At 54.6% G+C, this 17,234-nt stretch carries 19 protein-coding genes; 5 read left to right on the top strand and 14 right to left on the bottom strand.

What is annotated here, in order from left to right:
- The first annotated feature begins 186 nt into the window (after positions 1-186).
- On the top strand, positions 187-1,128 hold the full coding sequence (locus tag J3L12_RS04070; RefSeq protein ID WP_208013771.1) for a ribose-phosphate pyrophosphokinase: 942 nt from the start codon (positions 187-189) through the stop codon (positions 1,126-1,128).
- A 41-nt stretch (positions 1,129-1,169) separates the two neighbouring features.
- On the opposite strand, the gene J3L12_RS04065 is transcribed toward J3L12_RS04070, so the two are convergent.
- From J3L12_RS04065 to J3L12_RS04005, 13 genes are all read right to left on the bottom strand, one after another.
- Positions 1,170-1,577, bottom strand: a complete 408-nt coding sequence (locus J3L12_RS04065) for a nucleotidyltransferase domain-containing protein (protein WP_208013770.1) — start codon at positions 1,575-1,577, stop codon at positions 1,170-1,172.
- Positions 1,555-1,944, bottom strand: a complete 390-nt coding sequence (locus tag J3L12_RS04060) for a HEPN domain-containing protein (RefSeq protein ID WP_208013769.1) — start codon at positions 1,942-1,944, stop codon at positions 1,555-1,557. Before J3L12_RS04060 ends, J3L12_RS04065 begins: the two co-directional genes overlap by 23 nt.
- Positions 1,941-2,873 (bottom strand): Wzz/FepE/Etk N-terminal domain-containing protein, encoded by a 933-nt coding sequence (locus tag J3L12_RS04055; RefSeq protein WP_208013768.1) that lies wholly within the window; start codon positions 2,871-2,873, stop codon positions 1,941-1,943. Before J3L12_RS04055 ends, J3L12_RS04060 begins: the two co-directional genes overlap by 4 nt.
- A gap of 4 nt (positions 2,874-2,877) precedes the next feature.
- On the bottom strand, positions 2,878-4,344 hold the full coding sequence (locus J3L12_RS04050; protein WP_208013767.1) for an O-antigen ligase family protein: 1,467 nt from the start codon (positions 4,342-4,344) through the stop codon (positions 2,878-2,880).
- A 113-nt stretch (positions 4,345-4,457) separates the two neighbouring features.
- Positions 4,458-5,894, bottom strand: a complete 1,437-nt coding sequence (wbaP, locus tag J3L12_RS04045) for an undecaprenyl-phosphate galactose phosphotransferase WbaP (RefSeq protein WP_208013766.1) — start codon at positions 5,892-5,894, stop codon at positions 4,458-4,460.
- Positions 5,895-5,927: 33 nt separating this feature from the next.
- On the bottom strand, positions 5,928-6,845 hold the full coding sequence (locus tag J3L12_RS04040; protein WP_208013765.1) for a glycosyltransferase family 2 protein: 918 nt from the start codon (positions 6,843-6,845) through the stop codon (positions 5,928-5,930).
- Between the two features lies 1 nt (position 6,846).
- Positions 6,847-7,704 (bottom strand): glycosyltransferase family 2 protein, encoded by an 858-nt coding sequence (locus J3L12_RS04035; protein WP_208013764.1) that lies wholly within the window; start codon positions 7,702-7,704, stop codon positions 6,847-6,849.
- A 19-nt stretch (positions 7,705-7,723) separates the two neighbouring features.
- A complete protein-coding gene (locus tag J3L12_RS04030; RefSeq protein WP_208013763.1) occupies positions 7,724-9,022 on the bottom strand; it encodes an O-antigen ligase family protein in 1,299 nt (432 codons plus the stop codon).
- A 15-nt stretch (positions 9,023-9,037) separates the two neighbouring features.
- Entirely contained in the window at positions 9,038-9,988 is a 951-nt protein-coding gene (locus J3L12_RS04025; protein ID WP_208013762.1) for a glycosyltransferase, read from the bottom strand.
- A gap of 2 nt (positions 9,989-9,990) precedes the next feature.
- Complete coding sequence (locus J3L12_RS04020) at positions 9,991-11,412, bottom strand: oligosaccharide flippase family protein (RefSeq protein ID WP_208013761.1); 1,422 nt, start codon at positions 11,410-11,412, stop codon at positions 9,991-9,993.
- Positions 11,397-12,512, bottom strand: coding sequence for a DegT/DnrJ/EryC1/StrS family aminotransferase (locus J3L12_RS04015; RefSeq protein ID WP_347708829.1), 1,116 nt, complete (start codon positions 12,510-12,512; stop codon positions 11,397-11,399). Before J3L12_RS04015 ends, J3L12_RS04020 begins: the two co-directional genes overlap by 16 nt.
- Positions 12,487-12,915, bottom strand: a complete 429-nt coding sequence (locus tag J3L12_RS04010) for an FdtA/QdtA family cupin domain-containing protein (protein ID WP_208013760.1) — start codon at positions 12,913-12,915, stop codon at positions 12,487-12,489. The genes J3L12_RS04015 and J3L12_RS04010 overlap by 26 nt, the downstream gene beginning before the upstream one ends.
- On the bottom strand, positions 12,912-13,652 hold the full coding sequence (locus J3L12_RS04005; RefSeq protein ID WP_208013759.1) for an N-acetyltransferase: 741 nt from the start codon (positions 13,650-13,652) through the stop codon (positions 12,912-12,914). Before J3L12_RS04005 ends, J3L12_RS04010 begins: the two co-directional genes overlap by 4 nt.
- A 70-nt stretch (positions 13,653-13,722) precedes the next feature.
- Between J3L12_RS04005 and rfbC the strand changes: the two genes are divergently transcribed.
- The 4 genes from rfbC to J3L12_RS03985 are packed head-to-tail and all read left to right on the top strand — an operon-like array spanning position 13,723 to position 16,997.
- On the top strand, positions 13,723-14,301 hold the full coding sequence (gene rfbC, locus J3L12_RS04000) for a dTDP-4-dehydrorhamnose 3,5-epimerase (protein WP_208013758.1): 579 nt from the start codon (positions 13,723-13,725) through the stop codon (positions 14,299-14,301).
- Positions 14,298-15,317 carry an SDR family oxidoreductase gene (locus J3L12_RS03995; protein ID WP_208013757.1) on the top strand — a complete coding sequence of 340 codons (1,020 nt, stop codon included), beginning with the start codon at positions 14,298-14,300 and terminating at the stop codon, positions 15,315-15,317. The genes rfbC and J3L12_RS03995 overlap by 4 nt, the downstream gene beginning before the upstream one ends.
- Positions 15,301-16,173: a dTDP-4-dehydrorhamnose reductase gene (gene rfbD / locus J3L12_RS03990; RefSeq protein ID WP_208013756.1), complete on the top strand. Its 873-nt coding sequence runs from the start codon at positions 15,301-15,303 to the stop codon at positions 16,171-16,173. Before J3L12_RS03995 ends, rfbD begins: the two co-directional genes overlap by 17 nt.
- A 2-nt stretch (positions 16,174-16,175) precedes the next feature.
- The gene (locus tag J3L12_RS03985; RefSeq protein ID WP_208013755.1) at positions 16,176-16,997 is read left to right on the top strand and encodes a glycosyltransferase family 2 protein; all 822 of its coding nucleotides are present in this window, start codon (positions 16,176-16,178) and stop codon (positions 16,995-16,997) included.
- Here the strand turns inward: J3L12_RS03985 and J3L12_RS03980 are convergent.
- Positions 16,989-17,231, bottom strand: coding sequence for a type II toxin-antitoxin system Phd/YefM family antitoxin (locus tag J3L12_RS03980; RefSeq protein ID WP_208013754.1), 243 nt, complete (start codon positions 17,229-17,231; stop codon positions 16,989-16,991). The two genes, J3L12_RS03985 and J3L12_RS03980, sit on opposite strands and share 9 nt — an antisense overlap.
- Positions 17,232-17,234 lie beyond the last annotated feature (3 nt).

Genomic DNA, 17,234 nt, shown 5'->3' with positions numbered 1-17,234 from the left:
AAGGGTTGCGGTTTTCAAAGGCCTGTCCCCTATCCCCTAACCCCTGTTCCCAACTTCATCGCTCCCATGATTGGCCAGGTGTTCAGATAAAGACGTTATAAAATAGGATAAGGCGACCGGGTCGCGGTTTGGGGAGGTTCGTATCACCGCCCATCGCTTTCTGCGTTGTATGCTTTCAGGCGGCATATGGAACGACCTCTGATGGTTTTTAGTGGACAGTCCAACCGGCCCCTGGCCCTGGAAATAGCCGAGAACCTGGGGGTGCCCCTGGGCAAAAGCACCACCGAGCGCTTCGCCAACGACTGCCTCTTCGTCCGCTACGAGCAGAGCCTGCGCGAGGGCGATATTTTCATCATTCAGTCGCTCACCCCTCCGGTGCAGGATCACCTGGTGGAGCTCCTGATGATGATAGATGCCGCCAAGAGCAGCAGCGCGGCGCGGGTCACGGCCGTGATTCCCTACTACGCCTACGCCCGCAGCGACAAGAAAGACGCACCCCGCATTTCCATTGCGGCCCGCCTGGTCGCCGACCTGATTCAGGCCGCAGGCGCCGACCGGGTGCTGACCATGACGCTCCATTCGGCGCAGGTACACGGCTTTTTCAAGGTTCCGGTAGACCACCTGTCGGCGGAGCCGGTAATTGCCAACTACTTTGCCACCCAGGTAGACAGGTTGGAAAACGCCGTAGTGGTTGCGCCCGATGCAGGGGACATCAAGCGGGCCAGCTCTCTGGCCCGCCGACTGGCCCTGCCCATTGCGTTCATTGACAAGCAGCGCCTCTCCGATACCGAGGTGACCTCGAGGGGGCTGGTGGGCGATGTGCGCGGCAAGACCGCCCTGATCGTTGACGACGAGGTCTCCACCGCAGGCACCCTGATCCAGGCCGCCGAATCGCTCACACAGAATGGAGCCCAGGCGGTGTACGCGGCCTTTACGCACGGGGTGTATGTGGGGCCCGCCATTGATCGAATTGAAAAAGGCCCCATTCTGGAGGTGGCCGCCACCAATACCTGCACCTACAACGCCCGGCCCAGCTCCAAAATTAAGCAACTGAGCGTGGGGCCGCTCTTCGCCGAAGCCATCTGGCGGATTCACCGGGGGGAGTCGGTCTCGAGCCTGTTCACCTAACCCTCAGTGGCTCAGGCTCGCATCTTCGATCTCGAGCCTGTTCACCTGAATTTCAGGTGGTTCGGGCTCGCCTCTTCGGTCTCGAGCCTTTTCACTTGAGCCAGGGCACCAGGTCGCTCAAAAAGCACCACACCTTCTTGCAAGGCGGGCCGTACCATTCCCCAGCCCTCCCGCCAGCTTTGCCGGGCTTCCTCCAGGGTGTACGGAAAAACCTCAACCCCGATGCTCAGGCCCTGGGGCTTGTAGACAACCATCCGCTCCGCAAACGGCAGTGCGCTCTCCCGCAGAACAATCAAAACATCGGCGTCGCTCATCGCAGTAGCCCGCCCCTGGGCCAGGGAGCCAAACAGCACCACCGCCAACACTTCGCTTCGCTCAGATAGGCTCCGGGCCCAGACCGAGAGTTCAGAACGCCAGCGTTCGGGTTCAGCTTTCCATACGCGCAGCACAAAAATGCACCACCTCGACAGCCAGGCGCACCGCAGCCTCAGCCTCCCCCGCAGTATAGTGCCTGGCCGCCGGACCGGCGGGGTGGGCATCTGGATAACGGGTTGGGATGTAATACTTATCCAGAACCCGGGCCACATCCAACAACGAGTTTGGCACACTGGCCGCTGCTGGCAGGGCCCCCAGCAAATCCAGGAGGGAGTGGCCCCAGACCACCTGCCCCAGATGAAGATGCAGGGCTTTGAGAGCTGCTTCGGCTGCCTGTTGGGCTGCAAAGCAAGCCCAGGCGTAGTCTCCAAAGGCCAGACTGCGCTCGGCATGGCCCAGGTTGGCCCGGGCCTGCTCGAGCCAGTCTTTGGCTCGGTTCACCTTACCTCCAGCTCCGAACGGTGGGGCTCGAGAACCGGTTGGGGCTTGACCGCCTCGGCCACAAACGCCCAGATAACACCCAGGAGCAAGCCCAGAACCCCAGCCACTACGGTGAACAGCAAGGGCCTGGGGAAGCTGGGGCGCAGCGGTTCGGCGGGGGGCACCAGCACCTGTACCAAGAGGGCCTGGCTGACCAGCTGACCGATAGCCTCGGGTTGCTTCAGGAAGTCGGTCAGGGTGGTGATGCGGGCCTCGAGCTGGGCAATCTGGGAGCGTAGGCGGGACTCGTCCAGGCTCAGGCTGGTGTAGGCCGGGTTGCTGGCACGGGCCGTTTGGGGGTCGTTGCCCCGGGCCTCGAGGCCCGCCGCAATGGTGGCATCGGAAACAGCCCGATCAGGAGCAATTTTGAGCTGCGCCTGGATGCCCTTGAGCCCGTCCTGTGCGGCCCGAAGGTCCAGGCGGGCCTGGGTTTGGGTTGCCCGCAGGTTGGCCTGGGCCCCTTCCAGCAGGTTGCGCTCGAGGTAGCTACGGGCTACCTGCAAAATCCGCTCAGCCCGTTCCCCGGCCTCGGCAGCCGTGCGACCCTGGGCCGTTAAAAAGAGCAGCCCGCGCTTTTCGTCGAAGCGGGCCTTGTAGAAGCGGGTGGGGTCGTCTACCCCCAACTGGTTGGCCAGCAGTTTGGTCTGTTGCAAATCCACAAACCCCTGGGCCAGCCCTGCCAGCGAGGGCAGGTTGTTGAGCAGGCCCTGACTGGACTGGTTGGAGAGCGATAGACTGACCACCACCTGGCTGGTGTAGGTTTTGGGCCAGAGCAAACTTCCGATTAGGGTGAGCAAAACCAGTATGACTGGCAGCCCTATAACCAGGCGCGAATTGCGCCGCAGCACCAGGTAAAGGTCGCGCAAAGTGATCTCGTCGGCAGATGACATCGGTTCATTCACGTCGGTATTGTACATTCCCCAGTACCCAGCCCACTCCCACCCAGAGCGAACCAAACACACCCGCATAGAAAAAGGTGTAGTCTAGGATATTAAGCCCCAAAGCCAATCCCCACAATGCCATTGCTGGCCAGGCTTTATGCACTACAAGTTTGTAGAGCACCGCCAGGGTCAAAAACAAGTAAGCCCCTACCAGCACCAGCCCTCCTTCGGCCAGCAGAGACAGCAGCAGGTTGTGGGCGTGGGTCGGAAACTCGATGAAATCCTTGGGCAAATTCATTTGAAAAAATAAAGGGAAATGCCCCCAACCCACACCAAACCAGGGGTGCTGAAGAAAAGCCTCCCAGGCCACCTGCCAGAACTGCAAACGAGACTGTCCACTGGAGTCCACTCCCAGTTGTCCCAGTCTACCTAACACCTCCGGCCAGCGCCAGAACGCCAGCGCCAGAAAACTCATTGTAATAAATACCCACCGACGCCCTCTGGGCAGACTCCACATCCAGAACATCCCAAGAACTAAAAGGGCCAGAAAGGCCGTCCGGCTCCCAGAGACCACCACCCCCAAGCCCGCCCCCAACAAGCCCAGTAAGCCAACCCGCCAGCCACCCAGCATAAGCACCAGCCCAGCGGACATAACCGCTGTGTGGCCTAGTAGATTGGGCTGTGGCGTGAATCCCCAGGTACGTTCCAGGTTGTGATCCTGAAGTTGCCAAAGCGCATAACCGAGATGTATTGCCAACCCTAACAGCAGAAACCCCACTACCCAGCGGGCCTCAAGGTATCTGCGCCAAAAACCCACACCCGTGAATACCAACCAACCTAGCATTATCTGGCTTGCCCACGCCCAGGCACGCTGAAAATTAGATAGCTCGCCCGTGGGACCCGGCCGGTAGGCCGTGGGTACCGTGCCCACCTCGAGCTGCGCCCAGCCCACATCAAGGTAGGTAAAGTCGCCCCCTTGGTTCAAAAAATCAATTGCTCGTAAGGAAACATCACCCTCTCTTGCGGTATAGCTACCCCAAACACGGTATACTCCCGGTGCTACCATGTTCATCTGGGTGGGTACAGGATGATGACCCTGATAGGTAAAGAAGGTGATTTGTAGGTTGGCCTGTTGCCCGTCGTGACGCAGATAAAAGCTTTGGGTATAGGTTCGACCAGGCTCGAGAGGATATTGATGATCAGTCAGGAACTCCAACTGTTCACGACGCGACTGAGGGTTATATCGTGGTAATCTCCAGAATCCGTCACCTTGAGGAACCGCCCACCCACCTCTTTCATCAATATTGTTCCAACCGTGCAAAGCGTTCAGATCAGGAAGCCTGATTAGATTTTGCACCTCACCTTCGGATGCCAAATTCTTGACATAAGCTGGTAAGGCGGGCATTGAATAGAGGCTTGCAGGAGCAAAAAACTGGCCCACCATACCTAAAAACGCGATCAACCCGAACAGTCCCGCCATAGGCCGGTGACCCTGAATCACACACCACACGCCGACAATCCCGGCCAAAGCCACAAACCACGTGGGCTGCAAGGGCAATAGCATGAAAGGCGCAGCACTGAGCCATCTCAAGGCTAATAAGCTCCTTTGGCAAATAAAACTACCCATACCGTCCGAGCCAGAATGTACAGGTCTAGCCAGGGCGACCAGTTGCGCACGTAATAAGCATCCATCGCTACACGCTCGGCATAAGTGGTGTCGTTGCGACCCGAAACCTGCCAAAGCCCTGTCAGTCCAGGTCGAACCCTTGTGTAGAGGTCAAAAAGTGGGCCATAGCGCCGTATTTCCTCTTCCACAATGGGCCGAGGGCCCACCAAGCTCATTTCTCCCCGAAGAACATTCCAAAGTTGGGGGAGCTCGTCCAGGCTGGTTTTGCGCAGAAAACCCCCCACTCGGGTGATGCGGGGATCGTTTTTGAGTTTTTGATCCCGTTGCCACTCGATTCGCAATTCCGGATGTTGATTCAAGTACTCCTCTAACTTCAGGTCAGCATTCTGCACCATGGAACGGAACTTCCAAGCCTGAAACATTTTGGATCGAAAGCCCAAGCGCTTGTGCCCATAAAAAACGGAGCCCGGTGAATCCAGTCGCACCAGTAAACCCAATATAGCCACTGCCAGTCCCAAGACCGGGGCTAGCACCAAACAGAAAGTTATGTCCATAGCCCGTTTGATCCAGCGTGGCCCTGGCTGTAAAAGCCGCTGCCGCACCTCGAGGCCCAATACACCCCCCAGATCCCGTGCCGAAATCCACAGGCTCGAGAGGCCAAACAGGTCTGGCACCAAAAGGAGATGAGGGAATGCCGCACCATGCCGCTCCAGCAGCTCGAGAAGCTGGTTTCTGGGTACCCCTGGCATGGCGACGATGGCATACGCTACTCCCTGGCGGGCCAGTTCGGCAGCCCGATCCAGTCCTCCCAGCACCCGCACCCCCTCGACTTGCTGGCCTTGCTTCGCCGGATCGTCGTCCAGCAGCCCCACAGGCTTCAGGCCCAGGCCTGGCTGCTTATTCAAAGCCCGTAGCACGTTTTGCCCAGTCTGGCCTGCGCCTAGCACTACCACCGGAACCCCCCACCAGGGCTTGCGTGCCCATAACTCGCGTACCAGAGCCCGCCCCAACGGTACCAGAAACAGCATCAGGCCCCAGGCAAACACAAAAGCCCCCCTCGAGTAGTCGGCCCCGGCCTTGTACATAAAAGTTGCACTGCCCAGCACTATAAAGACCAGACTTGTGGCATAACTCAGACGGCGCAGCTCCTCTGGCGGTGCAATTCCCATTCCGTACAACCCGGCTAAACCGTAGGCCAGGGGAAACAGCAAAAGCGCAGGCCACAGATCAAGGTATAGCTCCCACAGCAGGGAACGATCCCATACATAACGCAGCAAAACCGCCAGCAAAAAGGAAGCTACTACAGCAATAGCATCTGTCAGCAGCAACACCCAAGCCGTGCGGCGGGGAGAGGCCAGAACGGCTGGAGAGCTGGATAGGGTTTCATGGCTCAGCGCTTGCATACACCTCCAGGCCTACATGCTAAAGGATTTCACTCAGCTCTTCTGGAAGTACTTTTTATTCATGGCCAAGTGTTGTTTCAAGCGGTTGGGCAGGAAAGCCTCCAGGCGGCCCAGGCGATACGCTGCATACTTGAGTACAGTGCGTAACAGTGCGGAGGGAATCTTTTGGGGTGCCTTTTGCAGCAAGTAGGTTAGCTCAGAGCGCACAAACCGCAGGCCCTCGCCTTCTACGCTACCAAACGCCTCCAGCAGCAATCGCTCTCTGGAATGAAAGACCCCAATATCGAAGTAGCGCTGAAACTCTTGCCTCAGGGTGTAGTCGTGCGAATGATAGACCTGGGCTTCTGCAACATAGGCCACCTTCCAGCCAGAAAGAAGCATCTTGGCCGCCACATAGGAATCCTCTCCAAAGATAATGTTGCGGGGAAACCCCCCCACTTGCTCGAGCGCACTTTTCCGGTAGCAAGCAAACGAGTCGGAGTTAAAGGCCGCCTTGAACCCCTTAGAGGCAATATCTTGCTGGCTACGAACCTCCGAACGTTCGGGGTAGTTGAACAATCGCGCATGGGTTCCTATGGGACCTGCATCTGGATAAGGCAACTGGCGACCATAGGCCAGACCCACAGTGGGTTCCTCAAAGACGTTGATCAGGTACTCCAGCGCGTCTGGTCTCGCCAGAACGGCATCTTGTGTCATAAATATAAGTAAGTCTGCATCAGGTAACAGTTCGATTCCGACCTGACGAGTGCCGCCGTGATCAAATGCAAGTCGGTCTATGCGATGAACCATGAATCCAGCCTGGGATGCCAAAGCAGCAGTTTCATCGTCAGAGGCTGAATCTATGACCAAGATATACTGTGGTTTGACGGTTTGGGAGCTACATGCCTCAATCCATTTATGAAACGCTTTGCCAGCATTCAAAGTAGGAATAATCAAGCCTAACTTTCTCATCTTAGTTCTCTGGAGTTCTCGGAAAACGCAGAAAGCCTTGAATTCTGGAGGCTATCGAGAGCCAGCGTTTGCGTACTTCGCCAGAATCCGACCTGAGGAACGCTCGCAACAGACCCAGAGTGTGGTAAGTCAGTACACCCAACAACCAATACACCATCACAAAAGACAAGTGCTTCCTCGTCAGGGCTCCGAAACCCAGACCATACTGCCAAATCTTTATTTCGTTGAACACATGCATATTCTGCTCTTCGTGCCAGACCTCTATGGTTGGGTCATAAATTGCCCCCTTATCACGCAACAAAACACTATAAACAAAGTCTGCATCCTCATACGAGCCAAAGTAGGTACCCACACCCAAGCGCTCGTCAAAATATGGGCAATTTTTTGCAAAAATAGTTATGGAACTGTAGTAGGTCAAAAAATTCATCCTAGAGACTATTTTTGGGCTGGTTGGCCATTTGCGAAGCATCGGTTTCCCCGTGCTCCGATCCACAATTCGGCCCAATATTAGATTGCTAGTTGGGTTTCGCCGAAAAGCCTCCCTAACCTTGTCAAGGGTGTCTGGATAGTACAAGCAGTCGTCGTCCGGGAAAGCTACAATCTGCCCTTTGGCCACGTCAAGACCTAAATTCCTATTGTGCGAGAGGCCAGGTTTAGGGCTACGCATGTGCAAAATATGGAGACGATTCTGATATTGATTGATAACTGGCTCTAGGTCAATGTCGCTATTTTGATCTACAATTACAATTTGAATCTCAGAAAGGTCGATAGTCTGTTTAGAAACGGAATCCAGGAACGAATCTAGCTCTCTTTCTCGCCCGAGCGTGGCAACAATTAAGGTAAACAGTGGCTTTTTCATAACGTTCTGCAGATATGTTCTATATTTGCCGATAAGAGAGTTCAGCCTTCGCCTGAATTTGGGTGGGACAATTCCTTTTTGGGCAGGACAAAATCGAACCTTGCAATATTATCCATGAGGCTGATAAATATACCATAATGTCGTTGTCATAGCCCACATACTGAAGGCTAGCGCAGGCAAGCAGTGGAAGCAGCAAAAGAAGTCGAGTGGATAAAGCCACTGGGCGAGAGAAGATGGTAGCAATCATAAATATATATAACAACAACCCTAGTGCACCAAAGTCCACGAGGTGGTTCAAGAAGACATTGTGAAAGTTGTCGTTACCCAGAAAGACGATCTCAGAAAAATAGTAGCGGCCATACTGAATGCCGTTTCCCCAAAGATAATTGAAGTCGCCGGGGTTCCTCAAAAAAGACATCCATAGCAAAAGACGGCCCTGAAAACCATCTTTCTGGGCATCCTGCGAAAGATCAAATAGAGACCAATCAAATCGTAGCAGGCTACTCAAGTACTGTAGGATAAATGGTGTCAATAGCAGTATTAGTCCGAATAGAAAAAGCCGATATAGCCGCTGTCTCGAATTGAGTACTATCAATAAACCGAACAGGGCAAGTCCAATAAACGTCGCCAATTGAGCCGTTCGTCCGAAGGTATACAAAACACAAAACAAACCTAGTCCAATAATTACTAAAGACAACAAGCTCACCCTTCGCTCGACCCAGGAAATACTTATGTATAAGATAACCACAAAGGCGATTTTGGTAGCCCAGATATTTTTTTCCACTCCTCCGAAAAATACTCCTGGAGTAGCGATCAAGTAGGCAGCAGAAGAGTTCGATATCTGTCCACTAAACGGCCAAAGCCAGGCATTGAGCAGGGCCACATTCAGAGTAACCTGAACCGCGCTCAACGCGATCAGTAGGGCTAGGAGATGTTTGAGCGAGCGAAGCATCCAGATTGAATGTTGTCTATGTTGCTCGAAAAACACTACTGAGGCAACAAAGAACGACGTGTTAAGGACTAACTTTATATACTGCTTAGGGACTGAGAATTCCCGGTTCAGTGCAAACACTAAGCTCGCCCACACAATGTAGGTAACCCCGATAAACACTAAGGCTAAACCTCGAGGTCTCGCCAAACCGGCATTGATTCGAAAAACGACCAGTAAGGTAACACAAAATATAAACGATGCGAAAAGTAGAACATAGACTTGTGTGGGTACAAAAAGCGAGAAAACGCAGATAAGCCATAAACCGAAGGTAAGTAGACCAAAACTTAAAGCAAATCGTTTTGGGGCTGTTGAGGAGGTGAGAATCATTTGCAGATCCCAGTACTATTCATAAGAGAATGATTTACTCTGGCTCTGGAACATATGAACTACATGTAGATACAAAAGGTGGTATAGTCGAATCAACGCCCAAAAAACGTTTACACCAGCCATCCGCAACTTGTTGGGTAGGCTGTTGGGCTCTCTGCGAAGCATGAGCTTCACTTTTGTTCTATGCGAACGAATGCTAAGCATAAATCGTTCGATCAAGCCAAAGTTGCTGGCATTCTTTCGCTCAGATAGGACTTCATCTCTCAATATATGTTCTGGCGGCGGGGCCGAAAGTCTGGCTGGATCTATCCTGTAAGCTGCCACAGGGTAGTTCACAAAGCCTAACCCATCACGAGAGATAAGTCTAAGGTAATAATCACGATCCTCAAATGAAAGAGATTCGTCATAAAGGCCAACCTGGTCAGGATGAAAAGTGCCTTTGCGCAACATGACTGATGGGCCTGGGGACCACCAGCGCACCAACAGTTCGCGGCGTAGGGTTTTCGGATGGTCGAACACCCATGCTTGTCTCTTAGCAAAGCTGATAGCCCCGCTCGTATCCAAAAGGTTGTTAGCAGGATCGACAATGTAGGTATCGCCAATTACCGCCAACCATCCTGGGTTGGCTTCCAAAGCCTTCACACGAGCAGCAATACCACCCTGAAGCAAGTAGTCGTCGCTCGCCAGCAGAGCGATATACTCGCCTTTTGCTCTTTCTAATAAACGATTAAGGGTACGAGGTAAGCCTTGGTTCTGCTGCCGAGTTAGTTCAAAGCGTGTCAATTTTGTTGAATGTCTATCTGCCCACTCCTGGGCGATTTCGAAGGAATTGTCGCTTGAGCCGTCATCTACAACTAATGCCTCGATGTTGTCCCAGCCATCCTCAAGCAGACTGTCAAGACAGCGCGAGATATATTGCGCATGATTAAAGATTGGAATCAAGACGCTAACTAAGGGGCTACTCATTACTAACTCCTACTAAGTGACGCTTTCCCAAAGTATCTTAGCAACAGCGATATACATACCAAACCCCACAGCAAAGTTAGCATAATCTTCCCGACTTCTGGCAATGCGATGGTTGCAGCAGCCACACCTATAGCACATAACAACAAGAATACATTTGTAAGACTGGGCCGCCAGCGCAGCCCGAATGCGACCACGATACCTGTGATTATTAGATAACAAAAGTAGGTCAATAACCAGCCAACCCCCAGCCCACTCGTTCCAAAACGATCCATACCCCACAGGCTGAAGATGAGCAAGCAGACTCCACCAAGCGTCTCTGTGACGAGGTAAGCGCGGTTCGGTAAACCAGCAAGCACAGCATACCCAAGTGTCCAGCTCACGAACCGGAACAAGTCGCCCAAAAGATGCCATTGTAGTATATCGGCTGTCGGTCTGAATTCAGAGGAGAATAGAACGCTAACCGCCAACGGGGCTACGGCCAGCGAAAACACAACCAGCGGGCTACCTAAAAGTAGGACGAATCGTTGTTGGAGATCGAGGGCAGCACAAAAAGCTTGAGGTTTGTTCTGAAGCGCTGAAAGCCTGGGGTAAAAATCCTGACCGAGGGCGTTGAGCAGGAACCCAATATAAGCCGTGGAGAACAGGATGGCGGCTCGGTAGTAGCCTACCTCGATCTGACCAAGTTGATGCAGTACCAGAAAGGGCATCCCCAGTTGCACTGCGCTTCCTACTATTTGACTACCCACAAATGGGAGACCGAAGCGCAGCAGCTCAATACGAGCCGCTCTGATGTCTCGAGAGTTAGCCTTGATCAAGGGCATACGCAGTCTTCCCAGAAAAATTCGGGAAAGAACGAACTGGCCCAGAGGCATACCAAGAACCACCCAGGGCAGAGCGTTCTCTCTCCAAAACCACACCAGCGTAATACCCCAAACCGCACCAAAAATGCTGGACAAGGCAGTCACTTGTGCTAGCAAGCCAACGCGATGGTAAGCATTGAGAAGACCTATTTGTATCCCGGCAGCAAGGCTAAGAGCTAGGCCAAAGGCTAACACTCCGACACCCCAAACCGGGCTGTTAGCGAGCAGATGCTCAGCAATCGGGTGGCTGAAGGCGAGGATGATAGTCGTACATAGCAATAGCGTAATTCTGTAGATTTGCCAAGCTGCCTGTTGCAGCGCAATTAGCTGTGAATTACTAGCTTCCTCCTTGGCGTGAGGGGCACCCAACCGTACCAACCCGGACGACAATCCCATGCCAGCCCCAATGGCTGTAATACCTAGGAAACTCTGAAAGAGCCCAAGAAGGCCCAAACCATCCGGGCCAATCCAAACTGCATAGGCTTTGTTGCTCAGAAAACTAGCAATAAGGCTAATTACAGAGCTGCTGCCAAGAATGACTGTAGCTCTTATGATTGAACCCATGCGAATGAACCAACGGCCTCAACGACCCGCTTCGCTTCCTCAAGGCTCATGTGCGGCCCTATCGGGAGGCTCAACACCTCGCGGTGAATTGCTTCAGAGATTGGCAGAGTACCTTCTCTCAGACCCAGATTGGCATATGCCTGTTGACGATGCGGCGGGATCGGATAGTGAATCAAGGTTCCAATCCCACTGGCCTCAAGGTGCTTCTGCAAGTTATCGCGCTCAGGTGTCCGCACAACGAACAGATGCCAAGCAGGCATAGCCCAATCAGGGACGTAAGGAAGAATCAGGCCGGTATGCTTAAGCTGCTCAAGGTAAAAATTTGCTAGTGTATGCCTGCGATGATTCCACTCATCGAGATATTTCAGCTTTACCCTCAGTACGGCGGCCTGTATCGGGTCAAGGCGACTATTGTAACCCGCCAGCTCGTTGACGTACTTAACTTTAGAGCCATAGTTGCGTAGCAAAGCAACTTTCTCGGCGATCTCTGGGTTGTTCGTAGTAATAGCCCCCGCATCACCGAAAGCCCCCAGATTTTTGCCTGGAAAGAAGCTCCAAGCCACAGCGTCACCATGAGCACCAACATGACGCCCCTTATAGCGAGCGCCATGAGCCTGGGCAGCATCCTCTAGTACATACAATCCATGCTTACGGGCCAATTCCAAAATCGGATCGAGGTTAGCGGGTTGGCCGTATAGGTGCACCGGAAGGATGACCTTTGTTTGTGGAGTGAGTGCAGCCTCGATTCGAGAGGGATCAAGGTTATAAGTAGCAGGATCAGGCTCCACGGGGACGGGAGTAGCACCACTGTACGAAACTGCCAGCCAAGTAGCAATGTAAGTATTACTGGGGACAATCACCTCATCACCCGGCCCAACCCCCATTGCCCTAAGTGCCAAATGAAGTGCGTCCAATCCGTTCCCTACTCCCACACAATATTCGGCACCGACATACCTAGAATATTCAGTCTCAAATGCTTCGACTTCCGAGCCACCAATATACCAACCACTCTCTAGTACACGTCCCACTGCAGCATCTAGCTCAGCCTTAAGTTCGCGGTACGTGGCCCCCACGTCAAGAAAAGGTACTTTGGCTATCACATCTCACCACCTTCAGAAACTCGTTATAATCACGGATGTAGTCGTCAGGAGAGTAGAAGTCTGAGGCAAGCACGAGACAAACTGAACTTGAGGAAAAGTTGTCCAGCTCACGCCAGAGGTATGTGGGAATGTACAGTCCAAAGTATGATCGGTTCAAGTGAAACCGTTGTTTCATCAAACCATTGTCTACAATTACGTCAAAACTACCCGAGACCGCAATTATAAGTTGTGCAGTTTTAGTATTGGCATGACCTCCTCGGCTCTCACCACCTGGAACGTCATATAGGTAGTATACCCTCTTAATGTCGAAGGGTATGTGCTTGCTTTCTTCAATAAAAGTGAGGTTGCCTCTTGGATCCTCAACCTTTGGCAGATTGATAATTCTGGCTTGCTCGAGCTTCATTCCTCCTCCAAGTACCTCTTATGTTTTGCAGGCACCCCCATGACTACGGCCTTGGGCTCCACGCTTCGGCTTACGACAGCACCAGCACCTACTAAAGCCCCTTTCCCAATCGTTACTTTAGGAAGGATTACAGCACCAACCCCAATAGCGACGTTATCCCTAATAGTAGGCCCTACTACGTCGCTCTCTCGGTAATCTGCTGTCAACCCTATAGCGTTATCGTTAGCTGTGAGTACACCCCCTGAAATGAAGACGTTATCACCAATAATCATGTTGCCAGCCAACCAAGAGTGATCCATAATTTTCACACCGCTACCAATTCGAGTGTTGTAATTAACGGTAACGTACCTTCCGATAATCGTCTTACTTCCTATATATGTCTGTTCACGAATCGAGGCTCCATCTCCAATAAGACAGGACTCGCCAATTTCGAGGTCTAAATACAGTACGCAGTGTGGGCCTATGGACGAGCCTGCACCGATAATCAGACGGCGAGTAAAAATTGGCTTACGAGCCAAAACACCCGGGCTCTTAGGCTCTTTGCCGAGATAGGCGCCGGGGAAGACTTCCACGCCGTCTCCAAGCTCCACACCTGATTCGATCACAACGTGGGGATGAATCACAACGTTGTCTCCAATTCTTACATTGGATCGAATGACACAAAATTCGCCTATCTTGACGTTTTGACCTAGGTGAGCAGTTTGAATTACTGCCAACGGGCTGATTCCTTCACTCATGGTGTACCATCACAGGTGTTTGGCTCTGATAACCAACAAGGTAGTATATTTCTCCGGAGGTTGTTTATCCATGCCCTTCAGGTTTATACCCCAAACCATCCCCGAAGTCATCTTAGTCGAAGCCAGGGCTTTCCCCGACGAACGGGGCTTTTTTATGGAAACTTTCAAGCAGTCCGAGTTTGGTCGTGGGGGCATCCGGCGAAACTTTGTCCAGGATAACTTCTCCTATTCACATAAAGGCGCAGTGCGGGGCCTGCACTATCAGATGAACCCCTCGGCCCAGGGCAAGCTGGTAGCCTGCCTGAAGGGTGAGATTTACGACGTGGCGGTGGACATTCGCAAAGGCTCCCCTACCTACGGCCAGTGGGTGAGCGCCATCCTGAGCGCTGAGAACCGCCGCATGCTTTGGATTCCCGAGGGGTTTGCGCACGGCTTCCAAGCCCTGAGCGAGGGTGTAATGGTCTGGTACAAGGTGACCGCTGAATACAGCCCCCAGACCGAGCGGGGCATCCGCTGGGATGACCCCGCCCTGGGCATCAACTGGCCGCTTGCCCAGGAGGCCCTGCTCTCGCCCAAGGATGTGATTCTGCCCACCCTGGCCGAGCTGACCGAGGCCGATAACAATTTCGTTTACGAGGTAATGGCATGAACAAAATTTTGTTGACAGGGGCTGGGGGCTACATTGGCAGCGTGATGACTGAGTTGTTGCTCGAGGCTGGCTACCAGGTACGTGCGCTGGATCGGTACTTCTTTGGCCCGACCCTGAGCCGCCTGAAGGAAAACCCCAACCTGGAACTGGTCAAGGCCGATGTTCGGGACTTCGACCCCAGGCTACTGGAGGGCATCTGGGGGGTGATTGACCTGGCGGCTCTCTCCAACGACCCCGCCGGGGAGCTCGACCCCGAAACGACCCTAGCCATTAACCACCGTGGGCGGGCCCGCGTGGCCCAACTGGCCAAGGAGCGCGGCGTGGAGCGCTATGTACTGGCCTCTTCGTGCAGCATCTATGGGTTCCAGGACGGCATCCTGGACGAGACCGCCCCCACCAACCCACTCACCACCTACGCCGAAGCCAACCTGAAGGCTGAGCAGTCTAACCTGCCCCTGGCTGACGACACCTTCTGCGTGACGGCGCTGCGCCAGGCCACCGTGTACGGCCTCTCACCCCGAATGCGCTTTGACCTGGCCATCAACGGGATGACCCTGGGGCTGTGGCGCGACGGGAAGATCCCCCTCCTGCGCGACGGTACCCAGTGGCGGCCTTTTGTGCACGTGCGGGACACCTCGAGGGCCTTCCTGATGGTGCTGGAAGCCCCTAAGGAGAAGGTAAACGGTCAGATTTTTAACGTGGGTGCCGACGAGCAGAACTACCAGATTATGCCGCTGGCCCAACAGGTGGCCGAGGCCCTGGGCAAGCCCTTTGCCTTCGAATGGTATGGGCTACCCGACCACCGCTCGTACCAGGTCAGCTTCGCCAAGATCAAAAACACCCTGGGCTATGCTCCCAGGTTTACCCCCGCTGATGCGGCGCGGGAGATTGCGGCGGCCCTCGAGGCCGGGACGGTGGTGCCCGACGACCGCACCATCACACTCAAGTGGTACAAGAATCTGATGGAGTGGCAGAAAATTATCCACGAGGTGGAGCTGGATGGGCGCATCCTCTAGGGTGGCGGTCATCGGGGCCCGTGGGCAGCTCGGTAGCGATCTGGTGCGGGTGCTCTCCGAGCATTACGAGGTGGTGGGGTTGACCCACGAGGAGCTCGAGGTCAGCGACTCAGCCTCGGTAGAACGAGCGCTGGGCGGCCAGGCCTGGGCGGCCATCATCAACACTGCCGCCTTGCACAAGGTGGAGACCTGCGAGGCCGAGCCGGCGCGCTCCTTTCAGGTCAACGCCCTGGGAGCTTTGCACGGAGCGCGGATAGCCAAGACCACCGGGGCCAAATATGTGTTCATCAGCACCGATTACGTTTTTGATGGGGCTAAGGGAGCTCCTTACCTCGAGTCCGACTCCCCCAACCCCCTCAATGTCTACGGGGCATCCAAGGTGGCAGGGGAACACCTCTGCCGCATCGCTCTGGAAAACACCCTGGTGCTGCGGATTTCCAGCGTCTTTGGAAAAGCTGGCGCAAGCGGCAAGGGGGGTAACTTCATCGAAACCATTTTGCAAAAAGCCCGATCCGGAGGGCCCTTACGGGTGGTGGCCGACCAGTTCATGAGCCCCAGTTATACCCTGGACGTGGCGCAGCTTTTATTGAAATTGCTGCAACAAGACGTGCGCGGCATCGTACACGGGGCCAACCTGGGGGTCTGCTCCTGGCATTCTTTTGCACAGGAGGCGGTTCGGCTGTGCGGGCTGGAGGTTCCGGTGGAGCCCATACCCGCAAGCACCTTTCCCTCGCCTGTCAAGCGCCCCGCCTACTCTGCCCTGGGAAGCGAGCGGCTTTCCGCCCTGGGTCTAAAGACCCGCCCCTGGACAGAAGCCCTGCGGGATTATCTGCGGGAAAAGGGATATATTGCCTAGGAATGCACGACCTCTCCATTGTGGTGGTGAGCCACAACGCCCGGGCAGTGCTACTAGAATGCTTGGGTCGGCTGGCACAACACTACCCCCAAGCCGAGGTAATCGTGGTGGACTCGGGCTCGAGCGACGGCAGCGCCGAGGCCGTAGAGGTTCAATTTCCCCAATACCAGCTGATTCGTACCGAAAATCGAGGCTACCCTGCTGCGGTCAACCAGGGCCTAGCAAGAACCACCCGGCCCTACCTGGTGCAGATGAACAGCGACGTGTATCTCCAGGCGGGCGACCTCGAGGCCCTGCTCCAAGCAGCCCAGGCCCACGCCAGAACCGCGTTGGTGGGGCCTACCCTTATCACCCCTGAGGGGCATTACCAGTCCTTTGGCCCCTTGTACGCTTTCAACTACTGGAATCTGTACAAACCCCGTGCAGTAGCCTGGATTTCAGGAGCGCTGACCCTGATGCCCCGCGCGGCTTACGAGGCCATCGGCGGGATGGACGAGCGGTTTTTCTTTTACAACGATGACCTCGAGTGGTGTACCCGCGCCCGCCGCAAGGGCTGGCAGGTCTTGCTGGTGCCGCGGAGGGTGCTACACCTCGGTGGTAGTTCCACCCCCAGCAACCCCCGCTTTCTGGCCGAAGGCTACCGGGGGGGGCTGCTGTATACCCGCGAATACTACCCCGCCCTGCACGGCCTGCACAAAAAAGCCGTCTGGCTCGAGGCCCATTTGCGTATCTGGCTCGACCCCAACCCCGCCCGCAAGGCAAGCTACAGCCTGATATTGAACAAGATAAACGAAGGCAGTTTGGGCATTCCTTTCCTACCCTAACCACACAGGTAGCGCCTCCCAGGGCTCATCCGTGGGCTTCGTGGGCTGCTCGTAGCGCAACAGGGTGCCCCGGAGGCGCTTTCGCACCTCCTCGCCCCGGTATGGGCGAATTTCCAGCACCAGCCGGCCCCGGTCGCTCAAAATCAGGGGCTCGCCCGTAGCCTCTACCCGGCGCAAAAGCTCGAGGGCATGGGCTTTGAAATAGCTTTTGGAAACTTTTATGTCTAGGGCCATAGT

Origin of the sequence: Meiothermus sp. CFH 77666 (genome assembly GCF_017497985.1) — a bacterium.
GTDB lineage: Bacteria > Deinococcota > Deinococci > Deinococcales > Thermaceae > Meiothermus.
Note: the sequence above shows the minus strand (reverse complement) of the source record. Positions and strands in the feature narration are given on the sequence as shown.